This window comes from Haemophilus sp. THUN1691 (genome assembly GCF_059704425.1).
The window spans coordinates 1,791,053-1,814,689 of the sequence record NZ_AP046578.1; the positions used below are offsets into that span (position 1 = coordinate 1,791,053).

At 38.2% G+C, this 23,637-nt stretch carries 20 protein-coding genes, 7 tRNA genes and 1 other annotated feature; of the genes, 10 read left to right on the forward strand and 17 right to left on the reverse strand.

All coding sequences use genetic code 11. The features are described 5' to 3' along the window. Positions 1–13: 13 nt before the first annotated feature. The 5 genes from AC6H0J_RS08595 to AC6H0J_RS08615 all read right to left on the reverse strand — a co-directional run bounded on the left by AC6H0J_RS08595 (position 14) and on the right by AC6H0J_RS08615 (position 2,781). Positions 14–90: transfer RNA gene (locus tag AC6H0J_RS08595), tRNA-Pro, on the reverse strand. A 21-nt stretch (positions 91–111) separates the two neighbouring features. Then, positions 112–187 (reverse strand) — tRNA-His (locus AC6H0J_RS08600). A gap of 26 nt (positions 188–213) precedes the next feature. Next, positions 214–290 (reverse strand) — tRNA-Arg (locus tag AC6H0J_RS08605). Between the two features lie 148 nt (positions 291–438). Then, positions 439–2,574, reverse strand: a complete 2,136-nt coding sequence (gene rlmKL / locus AC6H0J_RS08610) for a bifunctional 23S rRNA (guanine(2069)-N(7))-methyltransferase RlmK/23S rRNA (guanine(2445)-N(2))-methyltransferase RlmL (protein WP_046952626.1) — start codon at positions 2,572–2,574, stop codon at positions 439–441. Between the two features lie 130 nt (positions 2,575–2,704). Then, positions 2,705–2,781: transfer RNA gene (locus tag AC6H0J_RS08615), tRNA-Met, on the reverse strand. A 185-nt stretch (positions 2,782–2,966) separates the two neighbouring features. Between AC6H0J_RS08615 and mltA the strand changes: the two genes are divergently transcribed. The 3 genes from mltA (at position 2,967) to znuA (ending at position 6,070) form a co-directional block, all read left to right on the forward strand. Beyond that, complete coding sequence (gene mltA, locus AC6H0J_RS08620; RefSeq protein WP_005625936.1) at positions 2,967–4,079, forward strand: murein transglycosylase A; 1,113 nt, start codon at positions 2,967–2,969, stop codon at positions 4,077–4,079. After that, entirely contained in the window at positions 4,079–4,849 is a 771-nt protein-coding gene (tcdA, locus tag AC6H0J_RS08625) for a tRNA cyclic N6-threonylcarbamoyladenosine(37) synthase TcdA (RefSeq protein WP_005625938.1), read from the forward strand. Before mltA ends, tcdA begins: the two co-directional genes overlap by 1 nt. Before the next feature lie 177 nt (positions 4,850–5,026). Beyond that, complete coding sequence (gene znuA, locus AC6H0J_RS08630) at positions 5,027–6,070, forward strand: zinc ABC transporter substrate-binding protein ZnuA (RefSeq protein ID WP_497513522.1); 1,044 nt, start codon at positions 5,027–5,029, stop codon at positions 6,068–6,070. 49 nt (positions 6,071–6,119) lie between these two features. On the opposite strand, the gene AC6H0J_RS08635 is transcribed toward znuA, so the two are convergent. Both AC6H0J_RS08635 and mpl read right to left on the reverse strand, forming a co-directional pair. Beyond that, positions 6,120–6,626 (reverse strand): DUF2301 domain-containing membrane protein, encoded by a 507-nt coding sequence (locus tag AC6H0J_RS08635; RefSeq protein WP_497513524.1) that lies wholly within the window; start codon positions 6,624–6,626, stop codon positions 6,120–6,122. 107 nt (positions 6,627–6,733) lie between these two features. Continuing rightward, a complete protein-coding gene (mpl, locus tag AC6H0J_RS08640; RefSeq protein WP_497513526.1) occupies positions 6,734–8,095 on the reverse strand; it encodes a UDP-N-acetylmuramate:L-alanyl-gamma-D-glutamyl-meso-diaminopimelate ligase in 1,362 nt (453 codons plus the stop codon). 157 nt (positions 8,096–8,252) lie between these two features. On the opposite strand from mpl, the gene AC6H0J_RS08645 reads away from it, so the two are divergent. Next, positions 8,253–8,804, forward strand: coding sequence for a hypothetical protein (locus AC6H0J_RS08645; RefSeq protein ID WP_497513528.1), 552 nt, complete (start codon positions 8,253–8,255; stop codon positions 8,802–8,804). A 48-nt stretch (positions 8,805–8,852) separates the two neighbouring features. Here AC6H0J_RS08645 and metC read toward each other — a convergent pair whose 3' ends face one another. Beyond that, positions 8,853–10,040 (reverse strand): cystathionine beta-lyase, encoded by a 1,188-nt coding sequence (metC, locus tag AC6H0J_RS08650; RefSeq protein ID WP_497513529.1) that lies wholly within the window; start codon positions 10,038–10,040, stop codon positions 8,853–8,855. Positions 10,041–10,176: 136 nt separating this feature from the next. Between metC and AC6H0J_RS08655 the strand changes: the two genes are divergently transcribed. From AC6H0J_RS08655 to AC6H0J_RS08675, 5 genes are all read left to right on the forward strand, one after another. Continuing rightward, complete coding sequence (locus AC6H0J_RS08655) at positions 10,177–10,779, forward strand: peroxiredoxin C (protein WP_005625599.1); 603 nt, start codon at positions 10,177–10,179, stop codon at positions 10,777–10,779. Between the two features lie 100 nt (positions 10,780–10,879). After that, positions 10,880–11,437: a CDP-diacylglycerol--glycerol-3-phosphate 3-phosphatidyltransferase gene (gene pgsA, locus AC6H0J_RS08660; RefSeq protein ID WP_005625600.1), complete on the forward strand. Its 558-nt coding sequence runs from the start codon at positions 10,880–10,882 to the stop codon at positions 11,435–11,437. A 154-nt stretch (positions 11,438–11,591) separates the two neighbouring features. Further along, positions 11,592–11,667, forward strand: a tRNA-Gly gene (locus AC6H0J_RS08665). A 4-nt stretch (positions 11,668–11,671) separates the two neighbouring features. Then, positions 11,672–11,758 (forward strand) — tRNA-Leu (locus AC6H0J_RS08670). Between the two features lie 19 nt (positions 11,759–11,777). Next, a tRNA-Lys gene (locus tag AC6H0J_RS08675) sits at positions 11,778–11,853 on the forward strand. A 208-nt stretch (positions 11,854–12,061) separates the two neighbouring features. Here AC6H0J_RS08675 and thrC read toward each other — a convergent pair. Genes thrC through thrA form a run of 3 tightly spaced genes read right to left on the reverse strand, consistent with a single transcriptional unit; the run spans position 12,062 to position 16,783 of the window. Beyond that, positions 12,062–13,336: a threonine synthase gene (gene thrC / locus AC6H0J_RS08680; protein ID WP_497513532.1), complete on the reverse strand. Its 1,275-nt coding sequence runs from the start codon at positions 13,334–13,336 to the stop codon at positions 12,062–12,064. Positions 13,337–13,378: 42 nt separating this feature from the next. Continuing rightward, positions 13,379–14,323, reverse strand: coding sequence for a homoserine kinase (gene thrB, locus AC6H0J_RS08685; protein WP_497513534.1), 945 nt, complete (start codon positions 14,321–14,323; stop codon positions 13,379–13,381). A 12-nt stretch (positions 14,324–14,335) separates the two neighbouring features. Then, complete coding sequence (thrA, locus tag AC6H0J_RS08690) at positions 14,336–16,783, reverse strand: bifunctional aspartate kinase/homoserine dehydrogenase I (RefSeq protein WP_118801123.1); 2,448 nt, start codon at positions 16,781–16,783, stop codon at positions 14,336–14,338. A gap of 35 nt (positions 16,784–16,818) precedes the next feature. After that, positions 16,819–16,937 (reverse strand) — a sequence feature (Thr leader region). A gap of 170 nt (positions 16,938–17,107) precedes the next feature. On the opposite strand from thrA, the gene AC6H0J_RS08695 reads away from it, so the two are divergent. Continuing rightward, positions 17,108–17,809: a YggS family pyridoxal phosphate-dependent enzyme gene (locus tag AC6H0J_RS08695; RefSeq protein ID WP_118801122.1), complete on the forward strand. Its 702-nt coding sequence runs from the start codon at positions 17,108–17,110 to the stop codon at positions 17,807–17,809. A gap of 74 nt (positions 17,810–17,883) precedes the next feature. Here AC6H0J_RS08695 and AC6H0J_RS08700 read toward each other — a convergent pair whose 3' ends face one another. From AC6H0J_RS08700 to AC6H0J_RS08725, 6 genes are all read right to left on the reverse strand, one after another. Next, a complete protein-coding gene (locus AC6H0J_RS08700) occupies positions 17,884–18,639 on the reverse strand; it encodes a class I SAM-dependent methyltransferase (protein ID WP_118801121.1) in 756 nt (251 codons plus the stop codon). A gap of 132 nt (positions 18,640–18,771) precedes the next feature. Further along, the gene (nagA, locus tag AC6H0J_RS08705; protein ID WP_118801120.1) at positions 18,772–19,917 is read right to left on the reverse strand and encodes an N-acetylglucosamine-6-phosphate deacetylase; all 1,146 of its coding nucleotides are present in this window, start codon (positions 19,915–19,917) and stop codon (positions 18,772–18,774) included. Positions 19,918–19,974: 57 nt separating this feature from the next. Beyond that, entirely contained in the window at positions 19,975–20,778 is an 804-nt protein-coding gene (nagB, locus tag AC6H0J_RS08710; RefSeq protein WP_009500377.1) for a glucosamine-6-phosphate deaminase, read from the reverse strand. A gap of 178 nt (positions 20,779–20,956) precedes the next feature. Further along, positions 20,957–21,835 carry an N-acetylneuraminate lyase gene (nanA, locus tag AC6H0J_RS08715; RefSeq protein ID WP_005631506.1) on the reverse strand — a complete coding sequence of 293 codons (879 nt, stop codon included), beginning with the start codon at positions 21,833–21,835 and terminating at the stop codon, positions 20,957–20,959. A gap of 10 nt (positions 21,836–21,845) precedes the next feature. Then, a complete protein-coding gene (locus AC6H0J_RS08720; RefSeq protein ID WP_118776840.1) occupies positions 21,846–22,712 on the reverse strand; it encodes a MurR/RpiR family transcriptional regulator in 867 nt (288 codons plus the stop codon). Further along, positions 22,705–23,607 (reverse strand): N-acetylmannosamine kinase, encoded by a 903-nt coding sequence (locus tag AC6H0J_RS08725; protein ID WP_497513537.1) that lies wholly within the window; start codon positions 23,605–23,607, stop codon positions 22,705–22,707. Before AC6H0J_RS08725 ends, AC6H0J_RS08720 begins: the two co-directional genes overlap by 8 nt. Positions 23,608–23,637: the final 30 nt, after the last annotated feature.

Below are 23,637 nucleotides of genomic sequence, written 5' to 3' on the forward strand. Positions count from 1 at the left end.
GAGCAAAATAAAGTGGTCGGCGAGATAGGATTTGAACCTACGACCCACTGGTCCCAAACCAGTTGCGCTACCAAGCTGCGCTACTCGCCGTCAGATCTTATAAAGATAAGATGGGGTGGCTAATGGGATTCGAACCCACGACAACTGGAATCACAATCCAGGGCTCTACCAACTGAGCTATAGCCACCATTAAAAGTTGTTATTGCACTGACCTGGCGCGCTCGACAAGATTCGAACTTGCGACCTTTGGCTCCGGAGGCCAACGCTCTATCCAACTGAGCTACGAACGCGTTATTGCGTCGTTGCGGAGGCGTATATTAATGATTTAATAAAACCTTGTCTAGCACTTTTTGAAAAAAAATGTTTGAGCGATAGTTTTTTATTCAGTTTGTTTAAAATTCACTATTTTTTCGACTATTTTTACAACTTAGCAAATCATTATATATGTTGAATCATCCAACAATTATGAATTTGTTTATTACGTTCAAAATCTAGTGGTAACGTTTTATGCGAAATTTCTGCCGCACTTAAACCTAATTCTTCCAACTCAACTAAATTCATTTTGAATCCACGTTTATTATTCGAAAAAACAATTGTGCCATTATTCGACAAAACTCGTTTTAGATTGCTCATCAATTTCACATGATCTCGTTGAACATCCCAACTCTCTTCCATACGTTTAGAATTTGAAAACGTTGGTGGATCCACAAATATCAAATCAAATTGACGATCACATTTTTCTAACCATTGAAGGCAATCTGCTTGAATTAATTTATGTTGTTTACCTTCAATATCATTCAAAATAAGATTTTGCTCCGCCCAATTAAGATAAGTATTGGACATATCAACGGTAGTTGTCGATTTAGCGCCACCAAGTGCTGCATGAACAGTGGCAGAACCTGTATAAGCAAATAAGTTCAAGAAATCTTTACCCTTTGCCAACTCACCAATCATTTTTCTTGTTAAACGGTGATCTAAGAATAATCCAGTGTCTAAATAATCTGTCAAATTTACCCAAAGTTGCGCGCCATATTCATTCACATAAAAGTATTCACCTTTATTGGCTAATTTCTCATATTGGTTGGTACCTTTTTGTTTCTGACGAACTTTGAGGATCAACTTATTCGTTTCTACACCTGTAACGTGCAAAGTTGCAGTAACAGCATCTAATAAACGTTGACGCGCTTTATTTTCATCAATATTTTTCGGCGCGGCATATTCTTGCACAACAATGTAATCTGCGTAACGATCGACGGCTAAATTATATTCAGGCAAATCAGCATCATATAAACGATAAGCGTCTAATCCTTGTTGCTTTGCCCATTTGCTAATTTTCTTAATATTTTTTTGTAATCGATTAGCAAAATCGGTTGCCACCTCCGAAGTGCGGTTAAATTCTAGTGCCTTTTCATCTGTAATTGCGTCAGATTTTCGTTCTGAAACTTGATAATTCTTCTGCACACAATCTAGTGGGCCATTTTTTGCTTTAAACTGTCGGCTGGCACGCATTCTCAAACAATCAAGCAATGTGGATTCGCTACTAAAAACAGAAACATTCCAACTGCAAAATTCTTTTTTAAGTCTTTGCCCAAATACAGAATAGAGCGCGATTAAAGCTGGGGTTGTGCCTAAACGTTCCCCATAAGGTGGATTACAGATAACCGTACCGACTTCATTTAAACGAGGATTTTTCAACGCTGCAACATCACCTTGTTGCCATTTAATTAAATGTGAAACACCTGCATTTTGTGCATTCTTCTGCGCCTTTTTTAATACGCGGTGATCGAGGTCAAATCCATAAAAGTGCGGTTGAATTTCACTTTGTTTTTCTTCTGCTAATTCAATCGCTTCATTTTTTACTTTTTCCCAAGCCGATTGATTATGCGCTTTCCAAAAATCAAATCCCCAATGTAAACGATAAAGTTGCGGTGCAATTTTGGCTTCCATTTGTGCCGCTTCAATTAAAAGCGTGCCTGACCCACACATTGGATCTACTAATGGAGAACCCGCTTGCCAACCTGAACGCATAACAATTGCCGCAGCTAGAGTTTCACGTAAAGGCGCTTGACCTGCATCTTCACGATAGCCTCGCAAATGTAATGCTTCCCCACTTAAATCTAAAGAAATCACTAAATTTTCACGATTCAAATAAGCATGAATACGTACGTCCGGCTGAATTTTATCTACATAAGGACGAGTTTTACCTTGACGTTCAAAGTAATCGACAATTCCATCTTTAACGCGCATCGCACCAAATTGAGTATGACGAATTTCTTGGTTGGTTCCATTAAAATCTACAAAGAATGTAACTCGTTCATCAAATTGCGCTAACCAATTAAAGCCCGAAACAGCCGCATAAAGATCCAAATCACTGTAAATTTTGGTTTCAATCAAAGGAAATAAAATGCGTGAAGCAAGGCGTGACCAAAGCAAAGTGCGGTATAAAGTTTCGTTATCTGCTTGATAATGAACGCCCCCTTGAACTACTTTTGCCTCTTGCGCGCCAAGTTCAGTGAGTTCAACTTTTAATAATTCTTCAAAGCCACGAGAAGTCGTTGCAAATAATTGTTTCATTTAGGTACCGATTTTAAAAATTTTGAGGGATTATAGCATAGAAAAAGATGATCTAATTGAGATCATCATAGCGAGTTAAACTGTAAAAAGAAAAGCCCTGATTTTCTTAAATCAGGGCTTTATAATTTGTTGGTTGCGGGGGCCGGATTTGAACCGACGGCCTTCGGGTTATGAGCCCGACGAGCTACCAAGCTGCTCCACCCCGCGTCTGATGTGGTGCACTATACGCTATTAATATTTTTTTGCAAGAATTAAACAAAAGTTTATGTTTCATTTGTTAATAAAATGTTCAATGTGCGTTTTTATTAATCAGCTTGACTAAATAACACTGGTCGTTTTGAAGGATTTTTGATAGCGTATGCAGCCTTATTTAAGCTTATTTAGGATTAAAAATGTCAGTTCGAAAATTTTTCTCATTAAAAACATTTTCTATTGCAGTGACAACCGCACTTTTAGTTGCCTGTGGTTCTTCTAATACAACAAAAACTCAAATTCCAACCACCTCAAATGGCAGCGATCCTCGACAATTTGGTGCTAAATATTCGGGTCGTAATTATCAACAAGCTGTGTTTATGCCAGTTTCTCAAGTTGAAAACCAAAGTGCGGTCATTAATCAGGGTGATTTTTTAACGCAACTTTCAAATGTACAAAGTTATTCAAGCAAACTATCTGATCGTTTCTATGGCAACTATGAAAAAATTACGAACTGGGTACTTTCTGGCGCCAATGTCAGTGAGCTTTCTAAATTTGGTATTAACCCGCAAATTATGCGTGGGTTCGATGGATATCAAAATGTTTTGATGACAGGCTACTACTCGCCTGTCCTTCATGCACGCCGTTCACCGCAAGGTCAATTCCAAAATCCAATTTATCGTATGCCAGCAAATAAACGTTTTAGCCGTGCGCAAATCTACGCCGGTGCATTAGCGGGTCAAGGATTAGAATTAGCATATAGTGATTCCATGTTAGAGAACTTTTTACTTGGGGTACAAGGCAGCGGCTATGTAGATTTTGGTGATGGCAACCTTAATTACTTCGCTTATGCAGGACAAAATGGCTTTCCTTATACCGCTGTTGGCCGTTTATTAGTTGAAGATGGTGAAGTACCAAAAGAGAAAATGTCTATTCAAGCAATTCGTGAATGGGGCAATCGTAATCCCTCTCGCGTACAAAGTTTGTTAGAACGTAATTCTTCTTATGTATTCTTTAAAAATGATCCGAGTGGCAAAGTAAAAGGTTCTGCTGGCGTACCACTTGTACCAATGGCTTCAGTAGCATCAGATCGTAGCGTTGTACCATCTGGTACTGTTCTTTTAGTCGAAGTGCCTGACATTGATAATAACGGAAACTGGCTTGGTACACACAAATTGCATTTAATGGTTGCACTTGATGTGGGCGGTGCGGTGAAAGGCCACCACTTTGACTTATATCGTGGCATTGGTGATCAAGCAGGCCATATTGCGGGATTATCAAAACACTATGGCCGAGTATGGGTGTTACAATAATGGCGCCAGTGGACAATTATGAACAGCGATTTGGCGGTATTGGTCGACTTTATACACCTGATGGACTCGCGCGCTTACGCAAAGCCCATATTTGCGTAATAGGCATTGGTGGCGTGGGTTCTTGGGTCGTAGAGGCCTTAGCACGTTCAGGCGTTGGTGAACTCACATTAATTGATATGGATGATATTTGCGTCACGAATATCAATCGCCAACTTCCTGCAATGAGCGGCACAATCGGCAAACTAAAAACTGAAGTGATGTCAGAACGAGTAAAGCTGATTAATCCTGAATGTACCATCAATATTATTGATGATTTTATCTCGCCAGAAAATCAATCGGATTACCTCAATCGAGGCTATGACTATGTCATTGATGCTATTGACAATGTGAAAACTAAAGCGTCGCTGATTGCTTATTGTAAACGCAACAAAATTAATGTGATTACTATTGGTGGGGCTGGCGGTCAAACTGATCCAACCCAAATTCAAATTGCCGATCTTAGTAAAACTATTCAAGATCCGCTGCTCGCTAAAGTGCGGTCAGTTTTACGCAAAGATTACAATTTTAGCCAAAATCCAAAACGCAAATTTAGTATCGATGCGGTATTTTCAACACAACCTCTAATATTCCCACAAATGACTGAAGGTTGTGCAATTTCTGCCACAATGAATTGCGCAAACGGATTTGGCGCAGCCACGATGATTACGGCAACCTTTGGTTTTTTTGCTGTTTCTCGTGTAATAGATAAATTACTAAAGAAAAAATCTTAATCTCCTCTTGAAAATGCACATTGACCATAAATGTGCATTTTTTATCGAATGAAACCTATTTACTTTGAAAATGAAAAATTTTCCCTCAGGTTCTCTATAAAATCGTTGCAATTTATATAAAAAGGCGTAGTCTTTTTCCCTTTGAGAATTATTACTAACAAGTAAGGAAACAGAAATATGAAAAAACTTTTAAAAATTAGCGCCGTTTCTGCCGCACTTTTAAGTGCGCCAATGATGGCGAATGCCGATGTATTGGCATCAGTAAAACCTTTAGGTTTTATTGTTTCATCTATTGCAGATGGCGTAACTGGTACACAAGTCCTTGTTCCTGCAGGCGCCTCTCCGCATGATTACAATTTGAAATTATCTGATATTCAAAAAGTAAAATCTGCAGATTTAGTTGTGTGGATTGGTGAGGATGTTGATTCATTCTTAGACAAACCAATTAGCCAAATTGAACGTAAAAAAGTGGTTACCATTGCCGATCTTGAGGATGTTGAACCTTTATTAAGTAAAGCTCACCACGAGCATTTCCATGAAGATGGCGCTCACGATCATAAACATGAGCATGAGCACAAACACGAACATAAACACGATCACGAACATGAACACAGCCATGATCATAAGCACGAGCATGAACATCATGACCACGCTCATGAACATGACGACCATGACCACGATCACCATGATCATGACGAAGGTTTAACAACAAACTGGCATGTTTGGTATTCTCCCGCTATCAGCAAAATTGTTGCACAAAAAGTGGCGGATAAATTAACTGCACAATTCCCAGATAAAAAAGATTTGATCGCTCAAAATCTTTCAGATTTTAACCGCACTTTGACAGAACAAGGTGAAAAAATCACAGCACAACTTGCGAACGTTAAAGATAAAGGTTTCTACGTTTTCCACGATGCTTACGGTTATTTCAACGATGCTTATGGTTTAAAACAAACTGGTTACTTCACCATCAATCCATTAGTAGCACCGGGTGCAAAAACTTTAGCGCACATTAAAGAAGAAATCGCAGAACATAAAGTAAATTGCTTATTCGCAGAACCACAATTTACGCCGAAAGTGATTGAATCTTTAGCTCAAAATACTAAAGTCAATGTAGGACAACTCGATCCAATTGGCGATAAAGTCACTTTAGGCAAAAATTCTTATGCAACATTCTTGCAATCTACTGCAGATAGTTACATGGAATGTTTAGCTAAATAAACCATTCTAAAAACAATGACCGCACATAAAAGTGCGGTCATTTTCTTTTCTAAATTTGATATTTTGTTTTATCTCCAATATCAAAATACAAAGGCATTCGCCATTTTTGTATCGCTAAAACTAAAAGTAATACGCCAGAAATAATAGAAAAAATTCGTAGCGCAATAAGATTATTTAACACCCACGAAAACCACAAGCAAGCCACAAATATCGGCTGAAAATTTAGCAAAAGTACGCGGAAACAAAAATATTCTTTAAAACACAAACCACCTAAAGTAAGTAACGCACCGCCAAGAGCCAAAGCGGGATAATGATTAATATAAAAAAGTAATCCTATCCAAGTAGCAAATTGAAAAAGCAATCGGAAAGATTTCAGATAAATATGTAACGAAGAGGCACAGCAAGTTGCCGCAATTAATATAAATGTGAGTGATAAATCTGGATACCAACTCATGGCAAGAATAGCCAACGCCGCTATCACAAAGCCAGTGCGATAAATAATGACAGTCAGATTATCTAAAAAATCCATCGGTGATTTAATATGTGGATCAGCCATTCTACAAAGATTCCTTTTATAAATTACAAATTAAAAATATATGTTACGTCAACTCAATAAAAAGTGCGGTCAACTTAAAAATGCTTTCTAAATTAACCGAACTTTTATTATTTCTGTTTAAGCTTATCAAGAATTTTTTGATGAATGCCACCAAAACTGCCGTTAGACATCACCAAAATGTGATCTGTAGGTTGGGCCTCAGCGACAATCATATCAACTAATCGCTCTAAATTTGCATTCCAATAGGCAGGCTGTACACATTGGTTTGCAATATCTGCCACTTCCCAAGGAAGTTGTTCTGGTTGAAGCATAAACACTTCATCAGCTCGTCCAAGCGCAGGCGCAATTTCATCTTTATGAACACCCATTTTCATTGTGTTAGAACGAGGCTCAAGCACTGCAAGAATTCGCACCCCCCCCCCCACTTTATCTCGTAAAGCAGTTAGTGTAGCAAGAATAGCTTCTGGATGATGAGCGAAATCATCATAAACGGTGATTCCATTAACTTCACCTTTTACTTCTAAACGACGTTTAGCATTTACAAAAGATCCCAATGCTTTACATGCATCTTCAATAGACACACCCGCATGATGAGCAGCTGCTATAGCCATTAAAGCATTATGCATATTATGTTGTCCGACTACATTCCATTTTACTTCTGCCACTTTTTCACCATGATGGAAGACCGCAAAATGTGAGGCATCATTTGTAATACGCTCAGCAAACCACTCACTATCTTTGCCTAAAAATTGTTGTTGCGACCAACATCCCAATGCCAAAGTTTCTTTTGCACTTTGTTCACTCGCCGAACTTAATACCAAACCACTTGCCGGAATAGTTCGAATCATATGATGAAATTGGCGTTGGATCGCTTTCAGATCATCAAAAATATCTGCATGATCAAAACTAATGTTATTTACGATAAGTGTACGCGGATTGTAATGGACAAATTTCGAACGTTTATCAAAGAAAGCTGTATCATATTCATCAGCTTCAATAACAAAATAAGGGCTATCTCCTAAACAAGCTGAAATGCCAAAATTACCGGCAATTCCGCCGATTAAAAATCCTGGTTTTAAGCCACTTTGTTCTAAGATCCACGTTAGCATGCCTGTTGTAGTTGTCTTTCCATGCGTACCAGAAACTGCCAATACCCAACGATCGCGCAATAAATGATCATGTAACCATTGAGGACCAGATGTGTATTTCAAATTATTTTCCAACACATATTCTACGCAAGGATTACCGCGTTTCATCGCATTACCAATAATTACCATGTCAGGCCCAGGTTGTAATTGTGCAACATCATAATTTGGAATAATCTCGATGCCTTGCTCTTCTAAAAAAGTGCTCATTGGAGGGTAAACATTAGTATCAGAACCCGTCACGTGATAGCCCATTTGTTTAGCAATCATCGCCACGCCGCCCATAAATGTTCCACAAATACCTAAGATATGAATATGTTTCATTATACTTCTCTACTTATCAAGGAAAATGAAAAGCATAATAAAACAACTTCTAAAACTTTCAAAATAAAAGACAGCCGTAAGAGGTTACATGGACTATAATTTAACCCTTAAAAAATAAGTACAACTCAGCTAACAAAATATAATGAAGGAATTTACAATGAAATTTAATAAATCTTTTCTCTTTGCAAGTATCATCGTAGGTTCAATTGCATTAACCGCTTGTAACGATAAAGAAGAAAAAGTAGAAGAAAAACCTGCAGCAACAGAAACTACTCAACCTGCTCAACAAGCAGTACAACAACCTCAAGTAAAAACGGATGATTTAGTCACTCAAGCAAATGCAGAGTTCCTAAAAGTTGCGAATGTAAAAGTAACAAATGTTTCTGTAACAGATGATTTAAAATCGTTTTCTATCACTTATGAAATCACAAACTTAAGTGATAAAGCTATTTTAGAAGCGCAATGGTTAACTGTTTATAAAGAAAATAACCAACCATTCTATGTAGCAAATCTTCCAGCATTACAATTTGGAAAAACAATTGCACCAAAAGCTAGCGAAACAGTGACATTATCAACAACTGAAGAAGCTGTGCTTTCTCAAATTCGTCCGCACTTGCAACAAGGGAAAAATATCCAAGTAGATATTATCGGGACTTCAGTACATTTTGCTGACGGTTCCAAAATTGGCTTAGTGTCAGATCAAAAATAATCCTATAAAAAATGCCTGTATAAAACAGGCATTTTTTTATCCGCACTTTTAGGCAATTCTATCAAATCCAGCTTTTAAATCTGCAATCAATTCATCTACATCTTCAAAGCCGATATGCACACGAATTAATGAACCTGTAAGGTTACGTTTAATATTTGGACGAATATGTGCAATTTCTTCTGGTTGATTACAAAGAATTAGAGACTCAAATCCTCCCCATGAATAAGCCATAGTAAAAAGTTGAAAATGATCCATGAAATTTGAGACTTCTTCCGATGTTAATCGCTTAGTTAATTCAAAAGAAAATAAGCCACTGCTACCACTAAAGTCTCGTAAAAAGAATTCATGACCAAGACAACTAGGTAAGGCTGGATGGTACACAGTTTTTACTTCTGGTTGCTCACTCAACCATTTTGCTACTTTAATACTGCTTTCCTGATGCTGTTTTAATCGTACACCCAATGTGCGAATACCACGAGCAGTCGTATAAGCAGAATCTGCATCCACCATCTGCCCCATTAAATAGGAATGCTCTCTAAGCTGATCCCAAGTTCGCGCATTCGCAACGGCAGTACCAATCATAATATCTGAATGCCCCACTAAATATTTCGTACCCGCTTGAATAGAAATATCAATATCATGCTCTAACGCTTTAAATAGAACACCTGCCGACCAAGTATTATCAATCATAATCACAATATTAGGGTTCACCTTTCTTGCCGCCTTCACAATAGTCGGAATATCGGGAATTTCCATTGTGATAGAACTCGGTGCTTCCAAAAAAAGTACTTTTGTATTCGGTTGAATAAGCGTTGCAATATCAGCCCCAATAAGAGGATCGTAATAAGTTGTATCGATCTGCATTTTTTTCAGCACAATATTACAGAAATCTTGGGTTGGCTCGTAAGCTGCGCCACTCATTAACACATGGTCGCCAGTTTTTACAAAAGAAAGAATCGAATTAGTTACTGCTGCTGCACCACAAGGATAAAGATAACAGCCTGCGCCCCCCTCCATTTCGCACATTAAATCTTGTAATGCAAAATGTGTTAGAGTCCCTCTTCTGCCATAAAATAATTCGCCTTTTACTCTATGTTGAGTAGCGTGTTTTTTATCTTCAATACTGTCAAATACTAATGAAGAAGCTCGCTGTAAAACGGGGTTTACAGCTCCTTGTGAAAAGCGTTTTTTACGCCCTGCATGGACAAATGTTGTTGAGAGATTGTGTTGTTGCATATTTCCACCTTATTTTAGATAAGATTAATTGCTTTAATAGATAAAATCGAGTATAAAATGTCGGCGTTTCAAATAGAACCGAGCCGCTATTTTGTGTGGCAAAACTTTAACTTAACTTTATATAGGAATTATGACTATGGTATTAGTAACCCGTCAAGCACCAGATTTTACTTCATCTGCTGTATTAGGCAATGGCGAAATCGTTGATAACTTCAACTTTAAAAAACACATTGCTGGAAAAGCTGCAGTAATCTTTTTCTACCCATTAGACTTTACCTTTGTTTGCCCTTCTGAGTTAATCGCATTTGACCACCGTTATGAAGAATTCAAAAAACGTGGCGTAGAAGTAGTTGGTGTTTCTATCGACTCTCAATTCACTCACAATGCATGGCGTAACACCCCAACTGAAAATGGTGGTATTGGCCAAGTTAAATATGCATTAGCAGCAGACGTAAAACACGAAATTGCTCAAGCATACGGTATTGAACATCCAGAAGCAGGCGTTGCATTACGCGCTTCATTCTTAATCGACAAAAATGGCGTCGTTCGTCACCAAGTAGTAAATGATCTTCCATTAGGTCGTAACATCGATGAAATGTTACGTATGGTTGATGCATTACAATTCCATGAAGATCACGGTGAAGTTTGCCCTGCTCAATGGGAAAAAGGTAAAGAAGGGATGAAAGATAACCCTGAAGGCGTTGCAAAATACTTAAAACAAAACGCTGATAAACTTTAATCCGTAATTATTTACAAGAAAGCCACATAATGTGGCTTTTTTTATATTCTTAGATACTTTAGAATAGGTGTATCTCTAACACCAAGAGCGGTTCATTTCTATGAAATTTAATATTCCTATTTTCCTAACGATGTTTCGTGTAATCCTGATTCCGTTTTTCGTGATTGCATTTTATTTACCTATCGAATCCTCCCCTTTTATTACTACATTCATATTCTTTATTGCTGGTGTTACTGATTGGCTTGATGGTTATTTGGCTCGTAAATGGAAACAAACTACAAGATTTGGCGCTTTTTTGGATCCTGTTGCGGATAAAGTAATGGTTGTCGCAGCCTTGGTTCTCATCGTTGAATATCAACACTCTCTTTGGATTACGATTCCTGCCATTATTATGATTTCTCGCGAAATTATAATTTCTGCATTACGTGAATGGATGGCAGAACTCGGAGAGCGTAGTAAAGTCGCTGTCTCTTGGTGGGGAAAATGGAAAACAACAGCCCAAATGTTAGCCCTAGGCGGATTATTATGGCGTTACAATAACTATATGGAAATTGCCGCTATAATCTTGCTTTACATCGCAGCCATTTTAACAGTATGGTCAATGATCCAATATTTACAAGCAGCAAAAGGTAGCCTACTAGATGACCTAAAACTCTAATTCTGGATAAAGTGCGGTATTTTCTACCGTACTTTTATTATTTTGTCTTATTTTTAATCAAATAAAGTTTTTTTTTATTTTTTCATTTGACACAAGACTATAAAACCGTAAAATACGCCCCGTTGTCACGCAGCAATGCTGATTGGTGATAAATGCGGGAATAGCTCAGTTGGTAGAGCACGACCTTGCCAAGGTCGGGGTCGCGAGTTCGAGCCTCGTTTCCCGCTCCAATTTGCCCGAGTGGTGGAATCGGTAGACACAAGGGATTTAAAATCCCTCGCCTTTCGAGGCGTGCCAGTTCAAGTCTGGCTTCGGGCACCATTTCAAAAATGATATTAGTGGGTCGTTAGCTCAGTCGGTAGAGCAGCGGACTTTTAATCCGTTGGTCGAAGGTTCGAATCCTTCACGACCCACCACTTAAAAATAAAGTAAGCACCGAAAGGTGTTTTTTTATTGCCTAATATCTGGTACTACTTTTCAATTACTGGCTGATTGAAAAATAGCTATTATCTCTATCCAATCTAAAATAATTAATATATTAACGCTACGTTATATTTCCTAAAATAAAATAGCGCCTGAAAATCAAGCGCTATCCAAAATACAATAAAAATTTACCGCACTTTATTATTTCAATAAGTAAGCCCGTAGTTGTGCAAAATCATTATCCATTTCATCAGAAAGCAATGGTAGCTGATTATGTTTATCCAGGGCTTCAGGTAATGAAAGCTGAATACCAAGAATACGTTCTACGGATTCTTTAAATTTTGCTGGATGAGCTGTACACAGGAAGATTCCTGTTTCACTAGCTTTAAGTTGATCTTTCAACACCTGATAAGCAATCGCTCCGTGCGGTTCACAAACATAACCTTCAGCATTCATTGCTTTTAAGGTTTCTTCAGTTTGTGCATCAGTCAGCATCCCCGAACCTAAATCAGTTAAATTCCAACCATTTCGTTTAAACAGTTCTTCCACTCTTGGCCAGTTATTTGGACGGCTTACATCCATTGCATTAGAAAGAGTTACAACTGTCGTTTTAGGATCCCAATTGCCCGATTTCAAATAACGTGGCACAGTATCATTTGCGTTTGTTGAGGCGACAAAGCGTTTTATCGGCAAACCTAAGGTTTTTGCAATTAACCCTGCAGTTAAGTTACCAAAATTACCACTTGGCACAGAAACCACAACATTATCACGTTTTTCTTTTGGCAATTGTGCGACAGCCTCAAAGTAATAACAAACTTGAGCTAATAAGCGGCTAATATTAATAGAATTTGCAGAGTTAAGTCCGATAGTTTGGCGCAATTCAGCGTCATCAAAGGCTTGCTTAACTAAAGCCTGGCATGCATCGAAATCAGCGTTAATCGCAACAGTACGAATATTCCCACCTAAAGTACAGAATAGCTTTTCTTGCAATGGACTGATTTTGCCTTTTGGATAAAGGATAACTACATTAATATTTTCTAATCCATAAAACGCGTGTGCTACAGCTGCTCCAGTATCGCCAGACGTTGCCGTTAAAATAGTGATTTTTCCATCACCACGTACCGCCGCAAGTGCCTGTGCCATAAAACGCCCACCAAAGTCCTTAAATGCCAATGTGGGACCATGAAATAATTCAAGTGCATAAATATTATCTTCAACTTTTTCTAACAGTGCGGTGAAAGTAAACGCATTTTTCACCATCTCGTCTAACGTTGCTTTCGGTAATTCTTCACCAATTAATGCACTTAGAATTTTTTGGCTACGCTCAACAAGAGGTAATTCAAGTAATTCATCAATGTTATTAAGTTGAGGAATAACTTCAGGAAAGAATAAACCTTGATCCCGTCCAAGACCTTGACGAACAGCCTGAGAAAAAGTAACTTGTTCTTCGGGATGTTTGATATTGTATAAATTCATATTTAATCCGTTTTTAATCTGATTTTATCTATTTAAATTAACTTATTTAATTTCTCTTGCGCCTTCGTTATCGACCTTGCATACATGCACAAAACCTTCATTATTTTGTAAATAATGATTCTCTAAATAAGTTGAAAGTTTAATTGCAGTTTGTAAGTCTGGAGCAATAGAGAAAATAGTTGGTCCTGAGCCTGAAATACCTGTGGCAAGTGCACCTAAGTCTCGCGTAGCCTGTTTTACTTCAGCAAAATTAGGTAGCAGAGATTCACGATAAGGCTCGGCAATGACATCTTTCATCATTATCGCTGCAAGGTTTTCCTGATGGGTATGGCAAGCATGCACAAAGCCACCTAAATGACGACCATGGGCAATCACGTCTTGTCGAGTATAGCTTTTCGGTAAAATTGCACGAGCTTCAGCAGTAGAAACTTCAATTCCTGGATACGCCAACACCCAATACCAATTATCAAAAAATGGCAATTTTTGACAAATATTACCGAGCGATTGCACCATAAATTGCACACCGCCAAGATAGCAAGGTGCAACATTATCATAATGGATTGAACCAGAAATACGGCCTTCCAATTCTCCCATCATTTCAAGCAACTCCATTTTCGAAAAAGGGCAATCATGAAACTGATTTAATGCCACTAATGCAGCAACAATAGAACAAGCACTAGAGCCTAAACCAGAGCCAATAGGCATATTTTTTTCAAGCGTTAAACGCAAAGGCTTCACATTTCCTCCGCGTAATTTTAATTGCTCGCGAAATAGCACATAAGCTTGGTAAACAATATTTTTTTGTGGTTCTTTCGGTAATTTACGAACAAAATAGCCCGCACTTTCTAACTCAAAACCACTTGAAATAGATTCTATTTGAACCACATCACCTAACAATGAACCATCAATAGGAGAGATCGCGGCGCCTAAAGTATCGAAACCTACGCTAATATTCGCGCTAGATGCAGGGGCGTAAATTCTTAACATTGGGAATCCTTATTAATGTTGTAATGTTCTTAAAATATCGGCAAAGATACCTGCCGCAGTAACTGCATTGCCTGCTCCATAACCACGTAATAAAAGTGGAATAGGTTGGTAATAACGAGTATAAAATGCCAAAGCATTTTCACCATCTTTCACTTTATAAAGTGGGTTATTCTGATCGACTGCAACAATGGATACTTTACATTTGCCTTCGCAAATTTTTCCAACATAACGCAATACTTTGCCTTCAGCTTTAGCGGTGGAAACACGAGCTTTAAACTCTTCATCAAGCTGTGGCAACATTGCCATAAATTCATCTGCAGATTTTCCTTCAGAAAAGCCTTTCGGCAATACACCTTCAACTTCAACATCAGAAAGTTCAAGCTCAATTCCTGCTTCACGAGCAAGAATTAATAATTTGCGCGCTACATCTTGTCCAGAAAGGTCATCTCGAGGATCAGGCTCAGTAAAGCCTTTTTCACGCGCAAGTGCGGTGACTTCTGAAAGAGAAAGTCCTTCCTCCAATTTACCAAAAATAAAGGAAAGGGAGCCAGATAAAATGCCTTCAAAATATTCAAGTTCATCACCTGCAGCAAGTAAGTTTTGAAGATTTTCAATCACTGGCAAACCTGCGCCCACATTCGTTTCATACAAAAATTTATGTTGGCTTGCTTGAGCGTTTTGGCGTAACTCATTGTAATAAGCTAATTCTCGTGTATTCGCTTTTTTATTTGGCGTGACCACATGGAAACCTTCTTTTAACGCACGAGCATAAAGCCCCGCTACAGATTCGGCTGAGGTACAATCTACAAATACAGGATTCACCACATGATGTAATTTAATGAAAGAAAGCAATACATCAAAATCTGATGGCTGAGTCGCATTTTCTAAATCGGTTTTCCAATCGTCTAAACATAATCCATTTTCATCGAGCAACATGCGGTTGGAATTCGCAATAGCGCAAACTCGAATTTCAACATTCTTCTTTGCTAGATACTCCTTTTGACGCTTTACCTGCTCAATTAATTCTCCGCCTACTCCACCAACGCCCACTAAAAACATATCCACTACTTTTTTATTATTGAAAAGAGCCTGATGGGTAGCTTTCACTGCTTCAATCGCTTTATTTTGCGGCACAACGGCAGAAATTGAACGTTCACTAGAACCTTGTGCAATCGCCACAATGCTAATATTTGCCTGTGCTAACGCAGAGAAGAAACGAGCAGCAATGCCTTTCGCTTGCTTCATTCCATCGCCCACAACAGAAATAATGGATAAATCTTTAATCACTTCAATTGGTTCTAATTGATGTTCATTTAATTCATTAGCAAACTCAGTTTCTAGTACGGTTTTCGCTACTTCTGCAGATTTCACTGGCACACAGAAACTAATACTATATTCAGACGAAGACTGGGTAATTAAAATGACTGAAATGCCTGCGCCTGACATAGCTGAAAATACGCGAGATGCCATGCCAACCATGCCTTGCATACCAGGGCCTGATACATTAAACATCGCCAAGTTATCTAAGTTAGTGATACCTTTGACTTGTAAACCTTCTGATTTCACATTGCCATCAATAATCGAACCCGGCGCAGAAGGATTTCCTGTATTTTTAATGACACAAGGAATATTTTGTGGCAACAATGGGCCAATCGTACGAGGATGAATCACTTTCGCACCGAAATAAGAAAGTTCCATTGCTTCACGATAAGAAAGAGTTGGTAATAAACGAGCATCAGGCACTAAACGTGGATCGCAAGTATAAACGCCATCCACATCGGTCCAAATTTCGCATACGCTTGCGCCTAAACAAGCGGCTAAACAGGCCGCAGAATAATCTGAGCCATTACGACCGAGCAGCACCAACTCACCTTTTTCGTTACCCGCAGTAAAGCCTGCCATAAGCACCACTTTATCTTTTGCAATACTTGCTGCATCAACACGTTTTGTTGATTCTTCAATTTCAACAGAAGATTCAAGATAACCGCCTTTTGCTAATAATTGTTTGACCGGATCCACAATATGTACGCTATAGCCACGCGCTTCAAACCAAGCCTTCATCATTGCGATAGAAAGTTTTTCACCACGGCAATCAATCGTCGCTTTAACTGCATCTTCTACTTTTCCTGCTTGACGAATTTCTTCTAATAATCCTTTGATTTGAACAAATTCAGCATCAATAAGCGCCTTGGTGCCATTTAAGTCGAATTGATTATTTTCGGCATGTAAGCCATTGATGATGTTATAGAAAATTTCGATTGCTTCGTTGAAATGCGTATCGGTTGGTTGATTTAATGCAGCTTTTTCAGAAAGGGCGACGAGATGATTAGTTATTTTTGCTGGTGCTGATAAAACACCTGCTGCCTGCTCTTCTAAATGAGCTTGCTCGATCAATTTCGCTGCTTGGGAAAAACGTTCCGGATTTGCAAGCGAAGTGCCGCCAAATTTAAGTACGCGCATGATTGGTTCTCCTAGAGATATTGTGTTTTTAAATTTATAAAAAAACCCGCTATTCAGTTGAATCGCGGGTTTTCTGTATCCTGTTTTTTGGTGCACTAACCCGCGCCATTAATCATAGTAATGGTCATCATAATGGTGGTAATCGTGCTAATGATTACGGATAAAGTGCGGTTATTTTTCATTGTGTTTTATCTTGAAAAATGAATGTGTAAAGAAATACCGAAATTTCCCGAGCTTGTCAAACAGAAAGTAACAAATTTTTCAGAAATTTTCTCAGTTAATAAATTTCGTGTAAACTAACCGCACTTTTATAAAGGAGAACCTATGGATATCCAGCATAATCTCAACCTAATTCATCAAAAAATTGAAACAGCTTGCAAAGAAGCTAAACGCAATCAAAATACCGTAAAATTACTTGCCGTATCTAAGACCAAACCTATTTCCGCTATACTTTCGGCTTATCAGGCTGGACAAAGGACTTTTGGTGAAAATTATGTGCAAGAAGGTATAGAAAAGATCCAATATTTTGAATCGCAAGGTATTAACCTTGAATGGCATTTTATCGGCCCATTACAATCGAATAAAACCCGTCTCGTTGTAGAACATTTTGATTGGATGCAAACACTTGATCGAGCAAAAATTGCAGATCGTTTAAATGAACAACGACCAACTAATAAAGCACCGTTAAATGTCTTGATTCAGATTAATATCAGCGATGAAGAAAGTAAATCAGGTATTCAACCTGAGGAAATGTTAACACTGGCAAAACACATCGAAAATTTACCGCACCTACGCTTACGTGGCTTAATGGCAATACCCGCACCGACCGATAAAATCACAGAACAAGAAACCGTGTTCAGAAAAATGTCAGATCTATTTGAACAACTTAAACAAGCCTCACCTAATCAACAAATTGATACACTTTCTATGGGAATGACAGATGATATGCCAAGCGCAATAAAATGCGGTTCTACTATGGTACGTATTGGTACTGCAATTTTCGGTGCAAGGGATTATTCAAAATAAATCTAAACAACCCTAGTGAAAAAATTATCGTAAAAAAAGCGAACCACACATAAAAGAGCGGTTCGTTTTTTATATTATTTTTGACTACATACAGCAATAAAATGTAATTTATGTTGAGGATCATTAAAGGTTTTGAACATTCTTTTAAATTGCTCACGATTTTCCGCTTTCATAGCATTACGGATGATTTTTAACGTCCCAAGAATGCCCTCATCATAAAGCATTCCTTTTGGTGAAAGTAATGTCATCTCACCAGAGAAAGTATCGACATTTCTAAAGCCACTTTCTTGGAATATTCCTTTCCATCCATCTTTCGTTAATGGCGTGACCGTCACGTTAATCGCTTTGCGCATATTTTCAAGAATAGTTTGATGATCATTTCCCACCAGCATAACATCGTGAGTAAGCAATAAACCATTGGGTTTTAATACTCGAAAATATTCTGCAATGGCTTTTTTCTTAGCTTCCACGGGTAACATCGTCAGCATCGCTTCATTAATGACAATATCAAAACTTTCATCCTCGAAAGGCAACTTCATCGCATTCGCACGCTGTACATGAATTTTTTCTTGCAAGCCATTTGCTTCGATATTTGCTTGTGCTTTTTCTAATGCATGTTCATCTAAATCAACACCTTCAATATGGCAACCAAATTGCTTCGCCAATCCAATGGCTGTCGTTCCCATATTACAGGCAACCTCTAATACTTTTTTATCTTGGCTAAAATCGCCATTGGCAATTAACCAATCTGTTGCTTTTTTACCGCCTGGACGCAAACGAGTTTTACCTAAACGTGCAAGAAAATTATGCCCTACTTCATCTTTTGCCATATCTATCTCCTAGTAATTAACTTGGTTTTTATATTATAGATGAAAATTATTCTTATTAAAGTAGTAAAGCAAAAAATAACCCAACCGATTGGTTGGGTTATAAAAGATCAGGAAAATTTACCGCACTTTAAATCAATTAGGTTTCCATTCACCATTGAGCACGGTTGCTGTCACTTTATAATCTGACGTAAACACAGATAAATTCGCGATTTTTCCTTTTTCTACCGAACCTAAACAGTCATCCACACCAATTGCTCGTGCAGGATAAAGATTACTCATTCGAATTGCTTCAGCAAGTGGAATTTCAACAAACTCCACTGCATTCTTAATAGATTCGATCATGGTAATTGATGCGCCAGCGATCGTACCGTTCGCATCAAAACAACGGCCATCTCGGATATAAATGGTTTTACCTACAAAGGTGAAGGTTTCCAATTCAGGTGGTGCACCTGCTGCAGCAAGAGAGTCAGTTACAATACAAAGTTTGTCACCTTTGATTTTTTTATCAATGCGAACATTACCGTAATTGATATGCACACCATCCACGATAATACCAGTGTAAACATCAGAATCTAGTACAGCCCCCACTACGCCCATAGCACGTCCAGAACTAATTGGCGACATCGCATTATGCAAGTGAGTCGCAAAAGTTGCGCCTTTGTGGAAGGCGGCTTTAGCGACTTCATAAGTCGCATTAGAATGGCCTACAGAGACAATAATGCCCGCTTTCACAAAATCAGGCGTATAGTTAATGGTTGGGTTTTCTGCGGCAATGGTAATTTTTGTAATGACATCACCATTTTCACAGAGGAAATCCTTCATTTCAGGCGTAATTTCACGAATATATTCCGGACGGTGTACACCTTTTTTCTCAACGCTGATAAACGGTCCTTCAATATGTAAACCAAGTGCTTGGTTTTTATGCTTGTTTAAATATTCACGCATAATTTTCACCGCACTTTTTATGTTTTCATCTGGTGCTGTGATAAAAGTTGGAAGGAAACTTGTACAACCTGATTTCAAGTTAGTTTCCTGCATAATTTCCAAGGTTTCAACGCTAGTTTGATCGTTAAACATCACGCCGCCACAGCCATTTAATTGAAGATCAATAAAACCAGCGGTTAAATTATTACCTTGTAAATCAATGGTTTTGATACCTGTTTCTAATTCAGCTTGTGGAACTACCGCTTCAATAATTTCACCGTTAATAATTACAGCAAAATCACGTAAAACATCATATTTTGTGTAAATCACACAATTCGTTAATGCATATCTCATTTTTTGTCCTTAAATAAAATAATCAGAAAAATTACCGCTCTTTTGAGCGGTAGGATCTTATAACACGCTATGAATAGCGCGTTGTTCTAATTCAGTAAAATATTTAACAGTTTTTACCTTCAATTCTTGTTGTGCAGGCTCATCACAAACTAACACAAAATGGCGATGTAGCTGAAGAGCACTCACTGTCCACATATGGTTCACACCACCTTCTACGGCTGCTTGAACTGCAAGTGCCTTATGATGGCCAGTCGCAAGGATCATCACTTCTTCTGCATCTAATAATGTGCCTACACCAATAGTCAAAGCATATTTCGGCACTTTATTCACATCATTATCAAAGAAACGTGAATTTGCGATCAGTGTGTCTTGAGTTAACGTTTTAATACGAGTACGGGAACTTAATGATGACGCCGGTTCATTAAAGGCAATATGGCCATCATTGCCTACTCCGCCCATAAATAAATTAATTTTTCCGTAAGATTTAATTTTTTCTTCATAACGGCGACATTCCGCATCATGATCATCCGTGTTGCCATTAAGAATATTGATATTTTCTGGCTGAATATCGATATGATTAAAGAAATTGTTATACATAAAACTATGATAACTTTCAGGATGTTCCTCTGGTAAACCCACATATTCGTCCATATTGAATGTTACCACATGCTTAAAACTCACCTCTCCCGCTTTACAAAGTGCGATTAATTCTTGGTAAGTTTTTAATGGTGTGCCACCAGTTGGTAAACCGAGAACAAATGGACGTTCAGCCGTAGGATTAAAATGATTGATACGATCAACAATATGGCGTGCAGCCCAACGACTCACCTGTTGTTCGTTGTGTAGAGGGATAAGACGCATACTATACTTCCTTTATTTTCAATACCGTGGATAAACAAACCAACGGTTAAACATAATGGTTCCCCACTACGAAATAGAAAAACTGAGAAGCAGGAAACGAGAATTGCTACCCCAAGAGGGATAAATTATGAGTAACCTAGGGAAATCAATCCCCTAGGTTCTCACGATATTCCATTAATTATAAAAATTTCGCTTTCAACTCTTTTGCTTTAGCAAGCTGAGCATCTGTTGCTTTTGCTGTCATTGGCTCACGGCAATAACCCGCATCCACACCTTCTAATTTAAGCAATTCTTTGATGGTTAAATATAAACCATTCGCTAAAATGCCTTCGATTAAATCGTTGGTTACATGTTGAATTTCTAACGCTTCGGCTAATTTACCCGCTTTGGTTAATTCAAAAATTTGACGAGCACGAACACCGTTTACGTTGAAAGTTGAACCGATTGCACCATCCACACCAAGTGCGGCCGCAGGTAACATCATTTCATCGAAACCAGCCCAAATTAAGTGGTTTGGATAAGCTTTTTTCAAACGTTCTAATAAATAGAAGTCACCTGCTGTAAATTTTACCCCTAATACTTTCGGGTTTTTGTAAAGTTCACCAAATTGTTCAATTCCCATATTCACACCAGTTAAAAACGGAATAGAATACACGATCATATTATTGCCCGTTTCTGCAATAATGGTGTCGTAATAATGTTTGATTTCAGGGAAACTAAATTTGTAGTAGAACGGAGTGACGGCAGATAAGCTATCGTAGCCTAATTCTGTTGCATATTTACCTAATTCCACCGCTTCTTTTAAGTTTACGCTGCCCACTTGAGCAATTAGCGCGATTTGATCTTTTGCTTCATCTTTTGCAATACGGAAGATTTCTTTTTTCTCTTCAGTTGAAAGCATAAAGTTTTCGCCTGTTGAACCACCCACATATAAACCATCAACTTTCATTTTGTCGATATTATGGCGGATAATTTGACGTAAACCTTTTTCATTAATTGTGCCATCTTCATTAAATGACACTAATAATGCACTGAAAATACCTTTTAAATCACGCATAAGTTTTCTCCTATTTTATACGTTGTTCAAGAATCACATTGAGGGTTTTTTGCTTGGTTTGAACTGCAAGTTCTTCTTCGCCCTGCACTAACAAAGCATAAATTAAATCTAATACAAAAAGCTGTGCAATTTTGGTACCAATGGAGTCACCTTGTAGCTTCCCTTGTTTATTACCATTTACCAAAACATAATCAGCATATTCTGTAACAGGTGAACGCAAACTATGAGTTAATGCCACTGTCGTTGCACCATTTTGTTTAGCAATTTTGAGTGTGTGCGCTGTTTCTGCGGAATAGCCAGAATGACTTAAACCAATTGCCACATCAGAAGACGTAAGTAATGCCGCCTGCATATACATAAAATGATTATTGCCTGTTGCATCCACTTGGAAACCGATGCGCATCAATTTATTTTTCGCATCTTCAGCTGTCACACCAGATGATCCCACGCCGAATAAAAAGATACGACGTGCTTTTTTAATGGCTTTAACGACTTGTTCAAGCTGTTTTAAATCTAATAAATTAACCGTTTCTTCCATTACATTAGAAACTGCCGCTTGCAACTTTTGTGCAATCGTTAAAGAATCATCGCTCGGCATAATTTCTGTTTCGAGCACAGTTTCATCATTGTTATCTTTCGTGGCAAGCTCAATAGACAGTTCTAATTTAAAATCGCTGAAACCTTTAAAACCAATGGTTCGACAAAAACGGACGAGTGTCGCTTCTCCAACTTCCAAATGCTTAGCGATTTCTGAAAGGGGGCATTGAGACACTAAATCAGGAGAACGCAAAATCGTATCAGCAATTTTTTTCTCTGATTTGGTTAGACTATGGTAAAGCGAACTAATGGTGTTTAACACATTTCCGGATTTAGCCATAAATTGTTCCTTTTGGTTTATCAAGCAGAACATCTTTTACCCAATAAGCTGCGCCGACTAATCCTGCATCTTGACCAAATTTAGCAGATTCAATATCACAGCTATATACAGCAGGCATATCCTGTAAGAAACGTTTGACTAATGGTAAATAACCTTCAGCCAACCCGACACTACCACCTACAACAACTTTTTGCACATCCAATCCAATCACTAAATCCGCCACTAAATTGGCAATGGCTTGGGCTGAACGTTCTATAAGTGCGGTAGCTTTTTCATCATTTTTTCTAAAGCGTTCAAAAACTTCTCTTGGTTCACAAGGATCATCCCATTGAGAAGACACCGCTTCAATAGCACGACCAGCAGCAACGGCTTCTACACAACCTCGACGACCACAACCACACATTGGGCCATTTGGATCCGCTAATGTATGCCCGATATGTCCTGCAATTCCCTTTGGACCAGTTTGTAATTGTTGGTTTAATATGACACCGCCACCGACGCCAGTAGAAACCGTAATAAAAACAAAGTTTGATACTTTCTCTGGATCTTGAAGTTGATATTCCGCATAAGTCGCGGCTTGCGCATCATTTAATAAGCCAATTGGTTTATCCGTGTGTTTAGCAATACTTTCTTTTAGTGGAAATTGATTCAAACCACCTAAATTTTTAGGATTAAGTGCGGTTAAAACACCATCATTTATAATACCGGTTGAAGCCACCGCCACATAATCAAATTGCCCCGCATAATGAGTAAGAAGTTGTTCCAATGCTTGATGCATTCCTTCTACCACATTTTCACGCGGCGTATGAATTTGTTGGCGTTGTTCAACTTCGCCATTTTTTACGATAGCCGCTGCGATTTTTGTACCGCCAATGTCTAGAGCTAAACAACGCATAACTTATCCTTATAGTATGAAGTATTTTCT

Bases quoted from the DNA above. Each gene is read 5' to 3' on its own strand.
- rlmKL (WP_046952626.1), bottom strand. From the start codon at position 2,574: ATGAAACAATTATTTGCAACGACTTCTCGTGGCTTTGAAGAATTATTA.
- mltA (WP_005625936.1), top strand. From the start codon at position 2,967: ATGTCAGTTCGAAAATTTTTCTCATTAAAAACATTTTCTATTGCAGTG.
- tcdA (WP_005625938.1), top strand. From the start codon at position 4,079: ATGGCGCCAGTGGACAATTATGAACAGCGATTTGGCGGTATTGGTCGA.
- znuA (WP_497513522.1), top strand. From the start codon at position 5,027: ATGAAAAAACTTTTAAAAATTAGCGCCGTTTCTGCCGCACTTTTAAGT.
- AC6H0J_RS08635 (WP_497513524.1), bottom strand. From the start codon at position 6,626: ATGGCTGATCCACATATTAAATCACCGATGGATTTTTTAGATAATCTG.
- mpl (WP_497513526.1), bottom strand. From the start codon at position 8,095: ATGAAACATATTCATATCTTAGGTATTTGTGGAACATTTATGGGCGGC.
- AC6H0J_RS08645 (WP_497513528.1), top strand. From the start codon at position 8,253: ATGAAATTTAATAAATCTTTTCTCTTTGCAAGTATCATCGTAGGTTCA.
- metC (WP_497513529.1), bottom strand. From the start codon at position 10,040: ATGCAACAACACAATCTCTCAACAACATTTGTCCATGCAGGGCGTAAA.
- AC6H0J_RS08655 (WP_005625599.1), top strand. From the start codon at position 10,177: ATGGTATTAGTAACCCGTCAAGCACCAGATTTTACTTCATCTGCTGTA.
- pgsA (WP_005625600.1), top strand. From the start codon at position 10,880: ATGAAATTTAATATTCCTATTTTCCTAACGATGTTTCGTGTAATCCTG.
- thrC (WP_497513532.1), bottom strand. From the start codon at position 13,336: ATGAATTTATACAATATCAAACATCCCGAAGAACAAGTTACTTTTTCT.
- thrB (WP_497513534.1), bottom strand. From the start codon at position 14,323: ATGTTAAGAATTTACGCCCCTGCATCTAGCGCGAATATTAGCGTAGGT.
- thrA (WP_118801123.1), bottom strand. From the start codon at position 16,783: ATGCGCGTACTTAAATTTGGCGGCACTTCGCTTGCAAATCCGGAACGT.
- AC6H0J_RS08695 (WP_118801122.1), top strand. From the start codon at position 17,108: ATGGATATCCAGCATAATCTCAACCTAATTCATCAAAAAATTGAAACA.
- AC6H0J_RS08700 (WP_118801121.1), bottom strand. From the start codon at position 18,639: ATGGCAAAAGATGAAGTAGGGCATAATTTTCTTGCACGTTTAGGTAAA.
- nagA (WP_118801120.1), bottom strand. From the start codon at position 19,917: ATGAGATATGCATTAACGAATTGTGTGATTTACACAAAATATGATGTT.
- nagB (WP_009500377.1), bottom strand. From the start codon at position 20,778: ATGCGTCTTATCCCTCTACACAACGAACAACAGGTGAGTCGTTGGGCT.
- nanA (WP_005631506.1), bottom strand. From the start codon at position 21,835: ATGCGTGATTTAAAAGGTATTTTCAGTGCATTATTAGTGTCATTTAAT.
- AC6H0J_RS08720 (WP_118776840.1), bottom strand. From the start codon at position 22,712: ATGGCTAAATCCGGAAATGTGTTAAACACCATTAGTTCGCTTTACCAT.
- AC6H0J_RS08725 (WP_497513537.1), bottom strand. From the start codon at position 23,607: ATGCGTTGTTTAGCTCTAGACATTGGCGGTACAAAAATCGCAGCGGCT.